The following is a 17,678-nucleotide window of genomic DNA, read 5'->3' as shown; positions in this document are numbered from 1 at the left end:
CAACAACCTCAATCCGCCGGGATGAACTATCTCTAGAGACTTTACTGATGAAGTAAGCTCTACAGGAGGGAACTATGGGGGAATTAAACACAGCCGAACTTCTAGTTAAATGTCTAGAGAATGAAGGGGTCGAGTATATTTTTGGGCTACCCGGGGAAGAAAACCTCGATGTTTTGGAAGCCCTGAAAAACTCCTCGATCAAATTTATCACCACCCGTCACGAACAGGGCGCGGCTTTTATGGCCGATGTCTATGGACGCTTGACGGGAAAAGCGGGGGTTTGTCTCTCCACTTTAGGACCGGGGGCGACTAACCTGATGACAGGGGTAGCCGATGCTAACTTGGATGGGGCACCCTTGGTGGCCATCACCGGCCAGGTGGGAACCGATCGTATGCACATTGAATCCCATCAATACCTGGATCTGGTGGCCATGTTCGCCCCGGTGACGAAATGGAATAAACAGATCGTGCGGCCGGGTATCACCCCAGAAGTGGTACGGAGAGCCTTTAAAACCGCCCAAAGTGAGAAACCGGGGGCAGTTCATATCGATCTTCCCGAAAATATCGCCGCTATGGCTGCCGATGGTCATCCCTTGCCCCTCGATAGTCAGGAAAAAGTTTACGCTTCCTATCGGACTTTGAATATGGCGGCGGCGGTGATTTCTAAAGCGAAAAATCCCTTGATTTTGGCGGGAAATGGGGCAATTCGCGCTAATGCTAGTGAGGCTTTAACGGAATTCGCCACGGCCTTGAATATCCCTGTGGCTAACACTTTTATGGGTAAGGGGGTGATTCCCTATACCCATCCTCTGGCTCTTTGGGCGGTAGGATTACAGCAACGGGATTTGATTAGTTGTGCCTTTGATCGCAGTGATTTAATTATCGCTGTTGGTTACGATTTAATCGAGTATTCCCCGAAAAAATGGAATCCAGAGGGGAAATTACCGATTATTCACATCGGCATGACTCCGGCGGAAATTGACAGCAGTTATGCGCCGGTGGTGGAAGTGGTGGGTGATATCACCGATTCTCTCATCGATATCCTCAAACGGGCTGATCGCCAGAATAAACCAACTCCCGTCACCGCGGGATTAAAGACGGAAATTCGGGCCGATTACGAAACCTATGCCAATGATACGGGTTTTCCGATCAAGCCACAAAAATTGATCTACGATCTGCGTCAGGTGATGGGACCGGAAGATATCGCTATTTGTGACGTGGGCGCTCATAAAATGTGGATGGCGCGCCAGTATCACTCCGATTGTCCCAATACTTGCATTATTTCTAACGGTTTCGCCGCTATGGGTATTGCTATCCCTGGTGCGATCGCCGCTAAGTTAGTTTATCCCGATAAGCGCATTGTGGCGGTGACGGGAGACGGCGGTTTTATGATGAATTGTCAGGAATTGGAGACAGCTTTGCGGGTGGGAACTCCCTTCGTCACTCTCATCTTTAATGATGGCGGTTACGGTTTAATCGAATGGAAGCAGTTAAACTATTTTGGGACATCTTCTTTTATTAAGTTTGGTAATCCCGATTTTGTTAAATTTGCCGAAAGTATGGGATTAAAAGGCTATCGGGTGGAATCTACTCAGGATTTGATCCCGACACTAGAGGAGGCTTTCCGGCAAGAGGTGCCTACGGTGATCGATGTTCCCGTCGATTACGGTGAAAATCTGCGTCTTTCCCAAAAATCGGGCGATCTAAGCTGTCAGATTTGGGAATAGAAGTTGATAGCGTTGACAATCCCCAAAAAATCCCCTAACTAAATCTCAGTTAGGGGGAAGTAATTAGGTTGGCTTTGGTAACGTTAGAAAACCCGATCTAGAATAACCATTCTAGAACCGCCTCATCTTTAGTGTTGGTATTGCGAGAGGGGGTTTCCCGGGTAAATTTCATGTGGATAGAACGATTTTGTTCACCATCGGCGGCCACGGCCATAATCGGATAATCGATTAAACCATCTTGGAAGGACATCTGATAGCGGAAAGTGCCATCGGGATTGAGTTTAATCGGACGACCACCGATAGTTACGGTGGCATCGGGTTCGGTAGCACCATAGACGATTAATTCTGCATCGGCTACTAACCAGAATTTGCGCGGACGTTGTAGGGTTTCCGAAGCACCCATACCGATACCAGAAGCAGTTATGCCGATACCGGAAGCGGTTAGCCCCGATACCGTGGGAACTGCCCACATACCAACCCCGGAGGGGAATACATAAGAACTGATCACTTCCGACATCGGTACGGAACCAGCGACGTGCTGCATGGAACCAAACAAGGAACCGGCCACCCGTAGGGCCTCGATGTCGCCGACACTCTCGAAAATTTGGTCGTAGATGGGGCTAGTTCCCGTGGTTCCGGCACTGCTGCCGTAGCGCTTGCTGGGGGGAACGAGTTCGTAAACAGTTTTACCCACCAGTTCTTCTTCCCAGTTAACGGTGACAAAAACATCTTCAATCCAGTCGGAAGGATAGACGGGAGGAATCCGCACTAAAGGAGAACGGGCCAAAACTAACCAACGACCATCAGCACAACGATAACCGATATCGATAACATAATCTCGATCGCTGACCGGAATCGGTAAATACCATTCCCGGGCTAATTCATCACAGAGATATTCTTGGACGCTATGCGCGCCTTGGCTATTGAGATCGATATCGGTGACATCATAAAGACGTAGGGCTAACTGTTGTCCCCCTTGACGACGTAGATATTCTTTTGATTCGTTGGGGATATCCCAGTAAGCATAGGCCCACTGAGGATCGCGAGGTAGGAGGGTAATGCGATTTTCACCGTAGCCACCGGGCAGATCTCCTAAACCATCATCCACCGAACCTAGGATATCTTCGATCGGGTTAGCTTGACCTAATTCAAATTTTGCTGCTTCCACTGGTTTTTCCTCTTTAATAGTAGATTTAAAATTGCCGCTTACTCCCATAGCTTGGGTAATTGCCTCAATTAATTGCGTTTTCCGCATCCGGCTGTAACGAGAGATGCTGTATTGACTGGCAACTCGTCGCAGCTGCCGCAAGGTCATCTCATCTAAGGGTGGGTATTCTGGGACCATGAGTTGACACTCTCCGATTAGTTACGACGGCAAATGTTTTTGAGCATTTGCAAAAGCAGTGATCTGGGTAATCCTTCTAACTACTCATCGATTGCTGTGTGAACGAGAGATCCACTCGATGGGGATCAAGGGAATCGCTTGTTATAAATACCTATTAAACAGTAAGATTCCAATTTTGACCAAGTACCTTGTCATGATTTCTTGACAAAACCGCCAAACCCTTGATCCCAAAAAGATTGTTATGTCAGGAAGTTTTGATATTCTTATTGGCTGTTGGGGTTTTAGGGTGTTGGGGTTTTAGTTGAAATTCCCCCACGTCCCCACTCCCCCACTTCCCCATTTCCCCTAATCCCTATCCCCTAACGAGACTGTACTCCGATCCCGATCGCCTGTAATCTGATATTGAGACTTTTAGTTAAGGAGACTGAACCGCTTGGCTACCCGTGTGATTATTGTTCGTCATGGACAAAGCAGTTATAACGCAGAGCAGAAAATACAAGGTCGCAGTGATGGCTCGGTTTTGACGGAAAAAGGCCATCTGGATGCGGAAAAAGTAGGAAATGCCCTCAGTCAAATCGATATCGCCGCTTTTTACTGTAGTCCTCTCCAAAGAGCCAAATCTACTGCTGAGGTGATTCAGTCTCGTTTAAATAACTCTCCCGTCATTCAACCCAGTTCGCAGTTACTAGAAATCGATCTGCCTATCTGGGAAAATATGGTCAAAGAGGAGGTAAAAGCTCAATACCCCCAAGAATATCGGGATTGGCACCAAAAACCTCACGAATTTAAGATGATACTGCCCGATGGTCAAGAACATTATCCCGTTCTCTCCCTCTATCAACAGGCCCAGGATTTTTGGCGAGAAATTATTCCCCAACACGAGGGCCAAACTATACTCATTGTTGCCCATAACGGCATTAATCGCTGTTTAATCCTCAGTGCCATCGGTATTCCGGTTTCCTTATACCATTCCCTGCAACAATCTAACTGTTGCGTTAATGTTCTCAATTTTACGGGTGATTTTGGTGATCCTGTCCAGGTGGAATCCCTCAATCAAACGGCACACTTAGGGATAGCTTTACCCCCACCGCGTCCTCCTTTCCAAGGTTCTAGGCTGCTGCTTGTGCGTCACGGAGAAACCCAATGGAATCGGGATAAACGTTTTCAAGGGGTGCGCGATATTCCTCTCAATGATAATGGCAAGACTCAAGCTGAGAAAGCCGCCGAATTTCTGCGAGAAACGGCGATCGATCACGCTGTCACCAGTCCTTTGTCCCGTCCCAAGGAAACTGCCCAAATTATCCTGCAATATCACCCCGATGTCACCTTAGATACCCAAGTCGATCTGACAGAAATCTGTCACGGACTTTGGGAAGGCAAATTAGAGGAGGAAATTGAAGCGAGTTTCCCCGGGATGTTAGAAGAATGGAAAAATGCCCCGGAAACCGTACAAATGCCGGAAGGGGAGAATTTACAGGAAGTTTGGGATCGAGCGATCGCTTGTTGGCGGCAAATCGTTAAAACCTATAGTAATAGCGATAGTCCTAAGACAATTATGGTAGTGGCCCACGATGCCATTAATAAGGTGATTCTTTGTTATTTATTGGGTTTAAAACCCGCTAATTTCTGGAATATTAAACAGGGAAATGGCGCGGTTAGCGTTATCGATTATCCTAAAGGGGTTGACTCTCAACCGGTCCTGCAAGCAATTAATATTACCTCTCATCTAGGATCGGGAATACTCGATCGCACGGCAGCCGGCGCTTTATAACAGTTATCAGTTATCAGTTATCAGTTATCAGTTATCAGTGGGTAAGTTAACAGTTATCAGATTTGAGTTTTAAGTGAGCAGTATGTGGTAAGTGTGCAGTATTAAATAGCAGTTTCTTGCCATCTTTTCACTGATTACTGATTATCAGCTGGTTAGCTGCCCTTGGCTTTCTTAATTAAGAACAGACTACCCCCAAGTATGGCGAAAGCAACAACCGCATTGGGTTCAGGAACTTTGGTGGCAAAGGAAGCATTGTCAATTTCAAAACCATCGACAGTTGTCGTATTATTGCTAAAGACAACAGAACTAAATTCTGCCGTCCCGACAATACCAAGAAAGCCATCACGTCCACCAATTGTATTATTGACGAGAATGGTTTGGTTCCCTGTGCCATCGAAATTCCCTATCAAGGTTAACCTGTCTGTATTAGTACTGAAAAAATCAGCACCGAATGCCCACACGGGAGCAGGAAACTGCCAGGTTATCGTATTAGAAGCACTATTAACTGTACCCGCTTGGGTAGCATTATCGTAAGCACCAGAAGTGACGACGTTAACACTGTTGTTATTAAACGGAGGATTAGGCAGTGTGGGAGGAGCGGAATTAGTGGAAACAATCCCTGAATCTAGGGTAATTGACTGTGCCGAAGAAATAGTATTGCTAAAGGTATCGGTGGTAATCTTGTACGAGGGGTTAGCGGCGAGTGCCGCTTCCCAGGCAGTCCGATTTGTATAAATGGTATAAGCACTAACAGAAGACACGCTACTTAACAGTAGAGTTACTGTCCCTGTGGCGAAAGCTAAAGAATTAAGGGCATTGAGCTTCACTAGGTTATTTCCTCTCATTAAAGGTGAATAAAAACCAGAGTATCAGAGCAGGTACGAAAAATCCTCTCATCTTTGTAAAGAATAATTAGGGCTTGCTGAATAATGGTAAAACCCTTTTAAAATAAGGCTTTTGATCTGTTAAAGTCCGATGTTCATGCTGCGAAAATCGGATCGGGACCCCCAAAAACCTTGCATTATTCTTCTTGTAGTACACGTTTGGTACAAAAAGAGAGGGCAACAAAGCCTGAAACTCCCGACGACCGGCTACTGACTCCTGACTCCTGACTCCTAACCCCACCAACAAACTTTTTCAGCAAACCCTAATTACAACCCACCTTCCACACTTCTTAACATTCAATTGATAATTTTTACTAATACATTGCTTACAACCCTTTGCCAGTAAAGATTGTAGCTACAAGGATCGATTTTCATCAAGGTGAAGAATTGTAATTTTTTTTCTCAAAAAAAATCAATTATTGAAAATGTTCTCAATAGTAGTTTCTACAATGAAGCTTTTTCGTCAAAACATCTTGGGGAATGTAAAAATATATAGGGTCTGCTGAAAAAGTTTTTCCTGGGGGTAGGAGTCAGGAGTCAGGAGTCAGGAGTCAGGAGCCGGTCGTTTCAGGCTTTGTTGCCCTTGTTTTTTGTACGAAGCGATGTACTACAAGAAGGATAATGCAAGGTTTTTGAAAGTCCCAATCCTATTTTCTTGCACTAACATCGGACTTTAACAGGTCAAAAGCTTTATTTTAAAAGGGTTTTACCATTATTCAGCAAGCCCTATATAAAGGTATATGAAGATGTGCGGAATGTCGGATTTAATTCCACCCACCCACTTAACTAGAAGCTAATAATTTATTCTCAATCTGTCTAACTACGGTTAGCGCCGAATAGCTGACTCCGGCAGTGCCTTCTCCCGGATGGGTGGAATCTCCCACTAACCAAAGATGGGGGATCGGAGTGCGCGTCGCTACGCCAAAAGGGCCAAAAGTGGACAATCTTTGACCAATACCGCCGACAATGCCCTGATTTCGCCCCGTAAACCGTTCAAAAGTGCGAGGAGTAGCTGATTCGATGTGAACGATGTGATCAGGACTAAGATGGAAATAATTACCGAGACGCTCGATCGCCTCTTGGGTGTATGCTGCTTTTAATTGCTGATAATTATCTTCTCCTTTTCGCCACCAAAGACTGGTATCGGTGAAGGAAGAAGCAATAATCGTCGCTTTTCCCACTGGAGCGCGACCATCCCCTTCTTTACTCACGGAAACAAACAAAGAGTTATTTTCGCCGATTATGCCATGGTAATCGTAGAGGAATTGCAAATGGGGAGGACAATCGGGGGGAATAGCAGCGCGATCGACTCCTAAGTAAACCACAAAAGCACCAGATGCGGGGGGAAGTTTTTCGATTCTCCGGTGATAAAGACTGGGAATGGCTTCGCGATCGATTAATTGTGGTAAATTTTGGATCGGGATATTAGCGACAATTTCATCGGCCATTTCTGGATGTATTTGGCCATTTTTTTGATTTCTGACGATAATTCCCGTGGCTTTTCCCTTTTCTGTCAGTATTTTTTCCACTGTGTGGCGCATTTGCAATTTACCGCCGTATTTTTCCAAAGCTGCTACTAGGCGATCGCTTAATACCTGCATACTACCCTGAAGGTGGGATAAACCTTGGGGAGACTGAGAAACTGCTAAAGCGGTGGCGGCATAAAGTAAAGCGGTTTCATCGGCAGTAACTTGGGAATAAAGCTTTAACTGGAGATCAAGGAAGGTTTTTAGGCGTTTATCCCTCTCTAAGCCGTATAATCGCAGAGCATCTCCCACAGTCATCAAAGTAAAGGGGAAGGTAATGGCAGTATCTAAACGCAAAGCGGCGATTAATTGCCCTAAATCCCACCAGTTGCGCGGGGGTAAAACTGGATCGCGACTTTGAAAACGCCAACTTGCTTGAAAGAGTTTTTGTAATAATTGCCAAAAAGGTTCGCTGCCCGGAAATTGTTTTTGTCTTTCCTCTTGCCACTTTTGCGGATCGCGCCAGACGTTAATCGCAGTGGTTTCCCCCGGCAGAAAAACGGCACAAGCGGGATCGCAGGGGACAGAATCGGGTAAATCTATCCCTAATTCGGCAAAAATGCGCTGATGAATGCCCCCTACTTCTAATCCTGCCACTTGAGTTGCCCCCACGTCAAAGGTAAAACCCCGACGGGAAAAAGTCGAGGCACAACCTCCGGGGACGAGCGCCTGATCATATACTGTGACTTGATAACCTCGACGCGCCAATAATGCCGCCGCCGTTAGTCCGCCAATCCCTGCACCAATAACGGTAATTCGCGTCATTTTCTTAATAATTAGGGTTTGCTGAAAAAGTTTGTTGGTGGGGTTAGGAGTCAGGAGACAGGAGTCAGGAGGCAGGAGGCAGGAGACAGGAGTCAGGAGTCAGGAGTTAGGAGTCAGGATTCAGGAGATTATTTTTATTTATTCTTCCCACACCCCACACCCCACACCCCACACCCTACACCCTACACCCCACACCCTACACCCATCTGCCAGGGACTCTTAACAGTTTACCCGCGCCCCTAGGGTATCTAAAGCTAAAATTTTCACCTCAGAGTTAATCCCCACTTGCTGCCAAGCATTTTTCATCTCTGTGGCTGTTTTTTGGGCATTGTCGGGGTTAGTTAAAGCCAATAGGGTGGGACCTGCGCCACTAATTACCATCCCGTAAGCACCCGCGTTAATGGCGGCTTTTTTCACCTTTTCGTAACCCGGGATCAAAGATTGGCGATAGGGTTGATGCAGTTTATCCTCTAGGGCAATTCTCAGCCAATCGCCGTTACCCGTCTCCAATCCCCGCAATAATAAACCCAAGCGGGAAATATTGAAAATTGCCTCCTGACGGCTAATTTTTTCCGGTAAAACCGCCCTAGCTTTTTCCGTAGCCAGTTCAAAATCGGGAATCGCCAAGACGGGAATGAGATTTTTTTGCCAAAATACTTGACAAATAGCCCAATTTGTGCTATCTCCTGCCGATAGCTGACAGTTGCCCCGCAAAGCTGGCACCACATTATCCGGATGTCCCTCCAATGCGATCGCTAATGCGGCGATTTCCCCCATAGATAAAGGATTTCCGGCGCATTGATTAGCGGCCACTAACCCACCGACAATAGCAGTGGCAGAACTACCTAAACCTCTAGCCAGAGGAACCCCTAAACCGATCTCGATGGCGATAGGGGGCGGATTCTGTCCTATTTTTTGATAAACTTGCAAAAAAGAAGTATAGATTAAATTATCAGCACCTTGGCTAACTTTAGCTGATTCAGTTCCCTTGACAATAATGCTGACAGGGTTAGCTGTTGTTGCCGGCAGCAGGGTAAAAGTAAACTGATTATATAGGGTTAAGGCCGCTCCGAGACAATCGAAGCCGGGCCCAATATTAGCAGTGGTAGCGGGAACTGTTACCGTAAAAGTTGTCATCGTTAAGCTTTTGCCTGAACATAGCGGCGATTTACCTCCTCCCAGTTAACCACATTCCACCACTGTTTTAAATACTCAGCCCGTTGATTACGGTATTTTAAGTAATAGGCGTGTTCCCAGACATCATTGCCCATAATTGGCTGTAATCCCTTCATTAGGGGGCTATCTTGGTTGGCAGTGCTGGTAATTTCCAGTTGTCCTGACTTATTTAAAACCAACCATGTCCAACCACTACCAAAAAGTTTAGTACCTGCTTGGTTGAAAGCGTTTTTAAATTCCTCGAAACTGCCAAATTTAGCGATTATTGCCGCTCCTATTTCTCCTTTTGCTTCGCCACCACCATCGGGGGACATAATTTGCCAAAACATCGTATGATTAAGATCGCCGCCGCCATTATTGCGGATAGTGGTGCGAATATCGGCGGGTAAAGAGTCAAGATTTTTAATTAATTCTACTACTGTTTTTTTCTGCAATTCTGGATATTTTGCCACTGCCAGATTGAGATTATTAACGTAGGCTGCATGGTGTTTATCGTGATGAAATTGCATCGTTTCCTTATCAATATAAGGTTCTAGGGCATCATAGCTATAGGGTAGGGCAATAAGACTATAGGGACCGGTAGCGGCAAAAGCTGCAGAGTTAAAACCGGCAAGAGTGGCTGTGCCAAGGGTAGCACCTAAAAGATAAAGAAATTGACGGCGATCGAGAGACATATTCTCAGAGCAGATGTTCCGATGATCAATTATCCTATCGATCGGTGCCTTGGCAGACAAAAGTTTTAATTTTTACCTGTCCGCTATAAGATGTCAAATTTTTTGAGTAATTGCTGGGGAATTTTAAAAAAATTGTTTACCTAAAATTAAGAGTTAAATTTGGAAGGTTTCTAGAGCGCGTTTTTCCTCAAGTGGGGAGGGAAAAAATCCCATCCCCACACTTGTCAATTTATCGTTTTTGTTTGAATTGAGAAACGATGCCTAAAAGTCCTAAACCTAATAATCCTAAAATTGCCGAAGGTTCGGGAACCTTTTGGCCGGTCAGACTAAAGGCAAAATCCGTGTCACGTTGAAAGCGGCTCCCGAAAAAGTCTTGATAACCAACACCGTCGCCCTCACTGCTGGTGTACCATCCCCACTGGGGCGGAAATCCAAGACTAGGAACAATGGCCAGCCAATAGGTTGCACCAGCTTGGGCGAGGAAAGTGTTGGTCAAACTCGCACTATAACTATAGGTGAGACGGCCATTGTTGTCTGTGCCGATAAAAGTTTCCCCCGCATTCCCCGTTATCGTTTCCGAGAAAAGCAAAGAACCGGGCTGACCAGCGTTATTACCGAAAATAGAGAGGGCAAAGGAGGAGATGGGTGCTGCTGTTGGGGGATTAAAATAACCCCCCACCCAGTCAACACCATCAACTAAATTGTCACTGGAGAAACTAAAGTTGTCGTAAACAGTGGCAAAATTACCGAAAGAATTAGTATCATTTTGGGATGCGAACGAGCCGCCAGCGGGGAAGTTAGCAGCTTGGCTAAAGATAACACTCGCTTGGGCGGCTTGGAAAGGGGTTAGGATGGCTAGAGTTGCCCCCGCTACCAATAAGCAATGCTTACCCCCCCCACATTTTTGATTACTTTTGTTAATGTTTGCACCATAGAAAACTCTTCCTTGGTAAGTTTTCTTCGATTATATAATTGTATTTTTCAAAAGACTGGTACTGCCTGCTACCAATAAGCAATGCTTACCCCCCCCACATTTTTGATTACTTTTGTTAATGTTTTGCCCATGGAAACCTCTTCTTTGGTAGGGTTTCTTCGATTGTATAATTGTCTTTGCCTCTCTTGGATATTGGCTGAAAAATGTTCACAATGTCACATTATGGGCGCAAGCGTTGCGCCCCTACATTGCACAATCACCTAAAATACCTTTTAAGCAAGCCTTTATTACCATAAACGATAAAAACTTTTCAACAAATGCGGCGGAATTTTTAGATAATAACCAATAATTATTAATTGATTAACTAAGGTGGTTTTGCCAACTCCTAATTTTTGCCAACGTCTTGCCGAGGTAATCACCGGAGCAGAAACTATGGCTATTTTACCCCTTTTTTTCAATCTTTGTATTAATTCAAAATCTTCCATAATTGGTAACTCAGGAAAACCGCCCAAATCGGCAAAGATTGAGGCTTTTAAAAATATTCCTTGATCTCCGTAGGGAAGGGAAAGCCAGCGAGAACGCCAATTAACTAATTTTTCCACTAAACGCAGGGTTTTTTCCTCTCCATCAATTTTTAATTCAAAGGACCCCGCTACTATTCCAGATTGGGATAAAGTATCGATAATTTGTTCTTGAAATTCCTGGGGAAGTAAAGTATCTCCGTGCAGAAATAACAAAATATCTCCTTTCGCTATTTTAGCTCCTAAATTCATCTGTAAGGCACGACCTTTACTGGGGGAAATAATTACTTTCGCTCCCAATTGTTCGGCTATTTCTCTAGTTTTATCGGTACTTCCCCCATCGACAATAATAATTTCTACCCCCGCACCTATCTGTTTTAACGTTGCGGCAATTCTTAACTCCTCATTAAGAGTCGGAATGATAATACTAAGATAATTCATCAGGTTTTGCGCTAACTAAAGTCACAGGATTTAGGGGCGACCATCGGGTAAATTTTCCTACAGATACCGCGGGATTGACTGGGATGTGTAATAAGTAAGTAGTTATAATTAAATAGAAGATAGATTTTGCCTCTGATCCCCCCTGCCCCCTTAATAAGGGGGGTGCCGATAGGCGGGGGGCTCCCCCCTGCCCCCCTTGATAAGGGGGGTGTCTGACAACTTTTAACACCTACCTACTTAACTGTTTTTTCGGTAGAAAAGTTAAACATTGCTGCCAGTTCTTCAGAGTGGCTAAAGCTGGAGTCAAAAGTCGATACCAAATTAGGTTAAACTTCATCTTTATGGAAAGCGAAACTCTGTTCTAAGATAGGTGGGACAATGCCGAATATTAAAGGAGACGATGGTACGCTCAAAACCATCTTCAGCAATAGTAAAATTATCGCAGTGGTCGGGCATTCTGAGAAATCGAGTCGCGCCAGCTATCAGGTAGCCAAATTCCTGCAAGCGGTGGGTTATCGAGTCTATCCTGTCAATCCGATGGTCAAGCAAATTGACGGTCAAAGCTGCTATCCTTCTCTAGAGGCTATCCCCGAACCTGTGGATATTGTTAACGTTTTTCGTCATCCTGATTATTTACCTGAAATTGTCGAGTCAGCTATTGCTATTCGGGCTGCTACTCTTTGGACACAATTGAAAATTTATCACCCAGTTGCCGAAAAAAAGGCGATCGAGGCGGGTTTAAATGTAATTATGGATGCTTGTATCCAGATAGAATATCAGCGTCTATTTGCCTAAAACAAAACCCCACCATGGGTGGGGTTTCGGGTTTAATTTAGGAAATCCTAGAAGGTAAAGGTTCCGCGGAGAGTGCCAATCCACTCGTTACCAGTGCCTTTGAACTGTTCAGGTGCAGAAATCCAGATGACACCGGGGGTGATAGAAATATTGTCGGTGACTTGGTACTTGTAGAACAATTCAACGTGGTAGGGAACGATGTTAGATACTTTTAGACCCATTTCCCGGAAGCTTAAGTGACCGATGTAGGGCTGCGCACCAGCAAACAGACCTAAGATATTTCCTTCTTTACCCAAGTCGGGGAAGGCAATACCAGCACCGTAGGTCCACACTTCCGCATCACCGAGACCGAGTAAACGCACGGTGGAGTAGGAACCGAAGGCACTCAAGCTGGCGAAACCAATATCCACTGCACCGGTTAAACCGTAGCTATTGGATACTTTGGCTCCGAAGTTGAAGAAACCGACTTCATCCTGTAGGGTGACGCTATCAGGATCGTTGCCGTTGACGTTGAGCAGGGTATTTAACTGAGTTTGGGAAAGGTTAGCGGCGGAAGTACCCGTTACACCGAAGGAACCACCGTTACCGAAGATGGCGGTATCGGCACCTTGGTAAGCGTTAACGTAGGTGAAGCCGACGTTGAGGAAGTTAAAGAGGTTAGCGTTAATCTGTGCTAAAGCGGCGTAATCTCCGTTAAAGAGACCATTACCCGGGTTAGGATTGGCCGCAGAACTAGAGCCACCACCACCGGCTAAGTAACCCAAGGATAGGGAGGTCGGACCGACAATGCTTTGGAGGAAGCCTAACTGTAGGCTAACACCGGCCCCAGAACCACCACCGATACGATAGATGGGGTTTTCGGAAGCGAAGGTAGATAGCGCACCATTACCACCGTCGAAGTCTTCAAAGAAGGGATTAGTGGTGGGAACGAAGTCATTCCAAATACCGCCCCAAGCGGCAACATAGGTATTGAAGCGACCAAAATAACCTAAGTCAATCGGGGTATAGTAGGCCAACCAGTCGAGAACCACATTGCTACCGTTACCGGCCGCGGTCCAAGTTTGGAATAGGGAAGGGCTTTGCAGATTATCGAATCTGACGGAAGCGGGATCACCATTTTGTAGTGTGGTGGTCGATTTGTAATCAAATCCGAAGGGAGTGGCACTACCCGCCGCTAAACGAGTTTTCAGTACGTCCTGACCGGTGAAGCTCGTGTTTAACAGCAAACGAGCGCGGTATTGCATGGCGGCCTGGGAGGCGGGGCTACCAGCACCGACCGTATCGGTGACAGCGAAGATAACTTCCCCAGCTAATTTGGTGGTGGTGGAGAATTGGTTATTTTCGAGGAAAGACACCCGGCTTTCTAAGTTATCAACTCTAGCTCCCAAGGCCGCTAACTCAGCTTGGAACTCATCCATCAAGCGCTTGAGGGCATCTAAGTCTTCCTTGAGGACGTTGACACCATCTTGAATTAAACGTTCCATGACGTTTAAGCAAGCGTTTAAACCAGCCGCAAATTCCCAACGGGTTAAAGCTCGGTCGCCGCGGAAGGTGCGATCGGGATAACCAACAATACAACCATAGCGTTCAACTAAACTTCTTAAAGCCTCGAAAGCCCAAGCGGTGGGGGAAACATCCCGCAGTTGGTTAACGCTGGTGACTTGATCGATGGTGTTCCCCTGTACGGGTGCAACTTGACCTTCGTTACCGTACTGTTCGATCTGATTGAGTAATTCGCCAGTTCCTGCAGCGTTGTCCTGAACTTGAGCGATTTCTAGATTGTTAAATTCGGTAGAAACACTGGTAGATTTTGCGGGATCGAAGCTACTAGCATTAGCGGAAGCTACTAGGGTAGCCCCTAAAATCGCTGGGCTAACCAGCAATGATTTCCAGAACATTCTTAACATGATGGTTTTTTCCTCACACCTTATAGGTTGACTACACAGTTTGACGACGCATATAGCCTTTCTATTCTTTTGCCATTATACACAATTTAATTACTTAGGGAAAGATGCGATCTCATTTTTTTTCCCTTGACCAGTTGAAAAAGTGGCCACCCTGTCGCTCCTAACGGCACTTAAACAAAAACTAAAGTAGGTTAGGGTTTGCGGCAAAAAGTTTGTTGGTGGGGTTAGGAGTCAGGAGTCAGGAGTCTCCGAGTCAGTAGCTGGTCGTTTCAGGCTTTGTTGCCCTCTTTTTTGTACAATTTTTGTACTAAAAGAAGGATAATGCCAGGTTTTTGAAGGTTCCAATCCTATTTTCGCAGCATGAACATCGGATTTTAACAAGTCAAAAGCCTTATTTTAAAAGGGTTTTACCATTATTCAGCCAACCCTAGGTTAGAATCCTTGCAGAGAGAAAACTTAATCTCAAATAACAGGCTCATCTAGACGAGTCGGGCAAGGTTCTGTGATTTTGATAACGACGACTGGACTGGGTTGTTGTAAAGTTAATTGATGATTCCTATAGTGGCACTCTTAAATATGGAGTGATGCCTAATGGGCAAAACTTAGCGCCCACAAAAACAGGGACAAGACCATGAAAAAAAGAAAGATAGCCAATACACTGCGTAAAGCCTTGCTAGAAGATGGCAAGATGGAACGCGCTCTCTATGAATACGAATTAGAAGAACACATAGACTACTGGTACGAAGGTCTCAAGTCCGACCGGGATCAGCTTGTCTTTGCCGTCACGGAAAACTCCGGTCACGTGGCAATGGTATTGATTACGCCAGATAAAACTATCTACGTCAATGAGGAGGCTAGAGAGAAACTAGCTAAATTCTGGATAAAAGCTTATGAGAATAATATAAATCGATTAATTCCCATGATGGCAGAGAATTTGGCCAATGATATTATCTCGGTGACAGGCGTTAAAATGGTGTCCCCAAACCAGAAGCGACGCTGGGTTAGTTTGCGCCCGTAGAGTTAAAGTCAAGAAAGGCTCACTTAGGAAAAAATTGGTATTAGTTCTGGTTCTGGGGTTCCCAGATGACGGGAAACCCTCAAAAACTATCCGCCCTTACCAATTGCTCGGTAAGGGCGGTGTAGCGGGTCATCGGAATCGACACCAGACTGCCGGAAGGAACTCCAGCTAGTCTAAATCTTGTTTAGACGTGGGGTCTAGAGAACAGCCCCGGCGCACAGCCGGCTATTGTCGATTAGGAGACCCATGCTTTTACTACTTTCTACCATCGACATCACCTCCTGTATCCCTTAACGGATTGATTATCAAATTTATCTGCAACTAGCTTAACGCAGCTGTGCGGAAAAAATCAAGGCCGGCAGCTAAAAATTTTTTCGGCAGGCTTAGTTGGCCCCCAAAATGTAGGTGGAGATAGGAAGCGTGCAGATTCTTACCTTGCCACCCTTCGGCATTGATAGCACTTTTGGGGAATGCTTGCAGTTGATAAATCGGTGCGTCGCTCACCCCGCTTAATTGGGAGCGATGGAATTCATGGCCGCGCACTGGTTGACCTGCTTTGAGCAGGATCGTCTCCTGTTTGGCGATGGCTTGCCGATAACCTAGGGTTAATTTCGGGGACATTATAGCAGATTTGGGGATTATTTGCAACATAGAATGGTTTTTTTGCTCAAAATCAACTATTTTGTCACATAAATACATTAATCCCCCACATTCGGCGTAGGTGGGCATTCCAGAGGCGATCGCTTTTCTCACCTGGGTTAAGATAGGGGTGTTAGCCGCTAATTCTGGGGCAAAGATTTCGGGAAAACCGCCACCAAAGTACAACCCTTGCAGGTTTTCGGGCAAATTTGCCCCTTGCAAGGGACTCCAAAAGATTAATTCTGCGCCTAAATTGGCTAAAATATCGAGATTATCGGGGTAATAAAAGTTAAAAGCCTTATCTCTGGCAATACCGATACGGATAGGGGGAAAAAGCTTATTTGCTCCTGTGGGATTTTTCGGGTTCTCTTGGGGAGAAATAGTCAGTAAAGGCAAGAGAATGTCCCAATTAAAGCAGTTTTGGGCAATAGAAGCCAGTTGATCTTGCAGTTCCCTGATTTCTCCTAGTTCATCCCTGGGAACTAATCCTAGATGGCGATCGGGAATTGTCAGGGAATCTTGACGACGCAAAACCCCGACAATCGGCATATTGATCGATTCTAGGGCGGTTTGCAGTAATTGCAGGTGGCGATCGCTGCCAACCCGATTGAGGATAACTCCGGCTAGATGGAGATTTTTGTCTAAAGATTGATAACCGCGGACAATAGCGGCGACAGAGGTAGATAAACGACTACAATCGATAACTAACAGCAGAGGAAGCCCTAAAATACGGGCAATATGGGCGGTACTGGCATAATCGGGAAATTGAGTATCGCTTAATTGAATACCATCAAATAGCCCCATTACCCCTTCAATCAGAGCATAATCGACATTTTGACAATGTTGGGCAAAACAGGTTTTTACATAGTCTTCAGAAGTTAAAACCGGATCGAGATTGCGACAGGGGCGACCGGTAAAATAAGTATGGAACATGGGATCGATATAATCGGGCCCGACTTTAAAAGATTGCACTCGATCGCCACGACTGATTAAATAGGCCAAGATTGCCAGAGTAATCGTAGTTTTACCGACTCCGCTTCTTTCTCCTGCGATGATCATCGAAAATTTTGGGTCTGAAACCCCGTCGTTCTACGACGGCTTTACCGTCAAATATTAGCGCATTTACACGATATATGCTAGAATGCGGGATATGGAAAAAGCCTATTCTTACCGATTTTACCCCACACCAAAACAAGAGTCGCTATTGCGGCGCACTTTGGGCTGTGTAAGATTAGTTTACAATAAAGCTCTCCATGTCAGAACACAAGCATGGTACGAAAAGCAAGAAAGAGTAGGCTACGCTCAAACTTCTTCAATGCTAACCCATTGGAAAAAACAAGAAGAATTAAACTTTTGAAACGAAGTTAGCTGTGTACTTTTACAACAAGGGTTAAGACACCTACAAACAGCTTTTACTAATTTCTTTGCTGGTCGTACTAAGTATCCTAACTTTAAGAAAAAACATCAGGGAGGAAGTGCCGAATTTACCAAATCTGCTTTTAAATTTAAAGACAAACAAATCTATTTAGCTAAATGCACAGAACCTTTACCTATT

At 45.3% G+C, this 17,678-nt stretch carries 13 protein-coding genes and 1 pseudogene; 5 read left to right on the top strand and 9 right to left on the bottom strand.

Features of this window, described 5'->3' with window-relative positions; translation table 11 throughout:
* Positions 1 to 74 precede the first annotated feature (74 nt).
* On the top strand, positions 75 to 1,727 hold the full coding sequence (locus IM456_RS06680; protein ID WP_149985363.1) for an acetolactate synthase large subunit: 1,653 nt from the start codon (positions 75 to 77) through the stop codon (positions 1,725 to 1,727).
* A gap of 97 nt (positions 1,728 to 1,824) precedes the next feature.
* Here IM456_RS06680 and IM456_RS06675 read toward each other — a convergent pair whose 3' ends face one another.
* Positions 1,825 to 3,072: a DUF4912 domain-containing protein gene (locus tag IM456_RS06675; protein WP_149985364.1), complete on the bottom strand. Its 1,248-nt coding sequence runs from the start codon at positions 3,070 to 3,072 to the stop codon at positions 1,825 to 1,827.
* Between the two features lie 433 nt (positions 3,073 to 3,505).
* On the opposite strand from IM456_RS06675, the gene IM456_RS06670 reads away from it, so the two are divergent.
* Positions 3,506 to 4,843: a histidine phosphatase family protein gene (locus IM456_RS06670; RefSeq protein ID WP_287691424.1), complete on the top strand. Its 1,338-nt coding sequence runs from the start codon at positions 3,506 to 3,508 to the stop codon at positions 4,841 to 4,843.
* Positions 4,844 to 4,995: 152 nt separating this feature from the next.
* Here IM456_RS06670 and IM456_RS06665 read toward each other — a convergent pair whose 3' ends face one another.
* From IM456_RS06665 to IM456_RS06640, 6 genes are all read right to left on the bottom strand, one after another.
* A complete protein-coding gene (locus tag IM456_RS06665) occupies positions 4,996 to 5,688 on the bottom strand; it encodes a PEP-CTERM sorting domain-containing protein (protein WP_287691426.1) in 693 nt (230 codons plus the stop codon).
* Positions 5,689 to 6,509: 821 nt separating this feature from the next.
* Positions 6,510 to 8,018 (bottom strand): C-3',4' desaturase CrtD, encoded by a 1,509-nt coding sequence (gene crtD, locus IM456_RS06660; RefSeq protein ID WP_287691428.1) that lies wholly within the window; start codon positions 8,016 to 8,018, stop codon positions 6,510 to 6,512.
* 219 nt (positions 8,019 to 8,237) lie between these two features.
* Positions 8,238 to 9,155: a homoserine kinase gene (gene thrB, locus IM456_RS06655; protein ID WP_287691430.1), complete on the bottom strand. Its 918-nt coding sequence runs from the start codon at positions 9,153 to 9,155 to the stop codon at positions 8,238 to 8,240.
* A 2-nt stretch (positions 9,156 to 9,157) separates the two neighbouring features.
* The gene (locus tag IM456_RS06650) at positions 9,158 to 9,868 is read right to left on the bottom strand and encodes a superoxide dismutase (protein WP_287691443.1); all 711 of its coding nucleotides are present in this window, start codon (positions 9,866 to 9,868) and stop codon (positions 9,158 to 9,160) included.
* Between the two features lie 229 nt (positions 9,869 to 10,097).
* Positions 10,098 to 10,745 carry a PEP-CTERM sorting domain-containing protein gene (locus IM456_RS06645; protein WP_287691432.1) on the bottom strand — a complete coding sequence of 216 codons (648 nt, stop codon included), beginning with the start codon at positions 10,743 to 10,745 and terminating at the stop codon, positions 10,098 to 10,100.
* A gap of 344 nt (positions 10,746 to 11,089) precedes the next feature.
* On the bottom strand, positions 11,090 to 11,764 hold the full coding sequence (locus tag IM456_RS06640; RefSeq protein WP_287691434.1) for a TIGR04283 family arsenosugar biosynthesis glycosyltransferase: 675 nt from the start codon (positions 11,762 to 11,764) through the stop codon (positions 11,090 to 11,092).
* A gap of 378 nt (positions 11,765 to 12,142) precedes the next feature.
* On the opposite strand from IM456_RS06640, the gene IM456_RS06635 reads away from it, so the two are divergent.
* Positions 12,143 to 12,559 carry a CoA-binding protein gene (locus IM456_RS06635; RefSeq protein WP_287691436.1) on the top strand — a complete coding sequence of 139 codons (417 nt, stop codon included), beginning with the start codon at positions 12,143 to 12,145 and terminating at the stop codon, positions 12,557 to 12,559.
* A 47-nt stretch (positions 12,560 to 12,606) separates the two neighbouring features.
* Here IM456_RS06635 and IM456_RS06630 read toward each other — a convergent pair whose 3' ends face one another.
* Entirely contained in the window at positions 12,607 to 14,466 is a 1,860-nt protein-coding gene (locus tag IM456_RS06630; protein ID WP_149985373.1) for an iron uptake porin, read from the bottom strand.
* A 631-nt stretch (positions 14,467 to 15,097) separates the two neighbouring features.
* Between IM456_RS06630 and IM456_RS06625 the strand changes: the two genes are divergently transcribed.
* On the top strand, positions 15,098 to 15,484 hold the full coding sequence (locus tag IM456_RS06625) for a hypothetical protein (RefSeq protein ID WP_149985374.1): 387 nt from the start codon (positions 15,098 to 15,100) through the stop codon (positions 15,482 to 15,484).
* Positions 15,485 to 15,805: 321 nt separating this feature from the next.
* On the opposite strand, the gene IM456_RS06620 is transcribed toward IM456_RS06625, so the two are convergent.
* Positions 15,806 to 17,182, bottom strand: coding sequence for a cobyrinic acid a,c-diamide synthase CobB (locus tag IM456_RS06620; protein WP_287691439.1), 1,377 nt, complete (start codon positions 17,180 to 17,182; stop codon positions 15,806 to 15,808).
* A 91-nt stretch (positions 17,183 to 17,273) separates the two neighbouring features.
* On the opposite strand from IM456_RS06620, the pseudogene IM456_RS06615 reads away from it, so the two are divergent.
* Positions 17,274 to 17,678, top strand: a pseudogene (locus IM456_RS06615) (RNA-guided endonuclease InsQ/TnpB family protein); the annotation flags it as partial.

The organism is Microcystis sp. M079S1 (genome assembly GCF_020246425.1).
In the GTDB taxonomy this organism is placed as follows: Bacteria; Cyanobacteriota; Cyanobacteriia; order Cyanobacteriales; family Microcystaceae; genus Microcystis; species Microcystis aeruginosa.
Note: the sequence above shows the minus strand (reverse complement) of the source record. Positions and strands in the feature narration are given on the sequence as shown.

Excerpts from the sequence above, each read along its gene's own strand:
- IM456_RS06680 (WP_149985363.1), top strand. The coding sequence starts at position 75 with ATGGGGGAATTAAACACAGCCGAACTTCTAGTTAAATGTCTAGAGAAT.
- IM456_RS06675 (WP_149985364.1), bottom strand. The coding sequence starts at position 3,072 with ATGGTCCCAGAATACCCACCCTTAGATGAGATGACCTTGCGGCAGCTG.
- IM456_RS06665 (WP_287691426.1), bottom strand. The coding sequence starts at position 5,688 with ATGAGAGGAAATAACCTAGTGAAGCTCAATGCCCTTAATTCTTTAGCT.
- crtD (WP_287691428.1), bottom strand. The coding sequence starts at position 8,018 with ATGACGCGAATTACCGTTATTGGTGCAGGGATTGGCGGACTAACGGCG.
- thrB (WP_287691430.1), bottom strand. The coding sequence starts at position 9,155 with ATGACAACTTTTACGGTAACAGTTCCCGCTACCACTGCTAATATTGGG.
- IM456_RS06650 (WP_287691443.1), bottom strand. The coding sequence starts at position 9,868 with ATGTCTCTCGATCGCCGTCAATTTCTTTATCTTTTAGGTGCTACCCTT.
- IM456_RS06640 (WP_287691434.1), bottom strand. The coding sequence starts at position 11,764 with ATGAATTATCTTAGTATTATCATTCCGACTCTTAATGAGGAGTTAAGA.
- IM456_RS06635 (WP_287691436.1), top strand. The coding sequence starts at position 12,143 with ATGCCGAATATTAAAGGAGACGATGGTACGCTCAAAACCATCTTCAGC.
- IM456_RS06630 (WP_149985373.1), bottom strand. The coding sequence starts at position 14,466 with ATGTTAAGAATGTTCTGGAAATCATTGCTGGTTAGCCCAGCGATTTTA.
- IM456_RS06625 (WP_149985374.1), top strand. The coding sequence starts at position 15,098 with ATGAAAAAAAGAAAGATAGCCAATACACTGCGTAAAGCCTTGCTAGAA.
- IM456_RS06620 (WP_287691439.1), bottom strand. The coding sequence starts at position 17,182 with ATGATCATCGCAGGAGAAAGAAGCGGAGTCGGTAAAACTACGATTACT.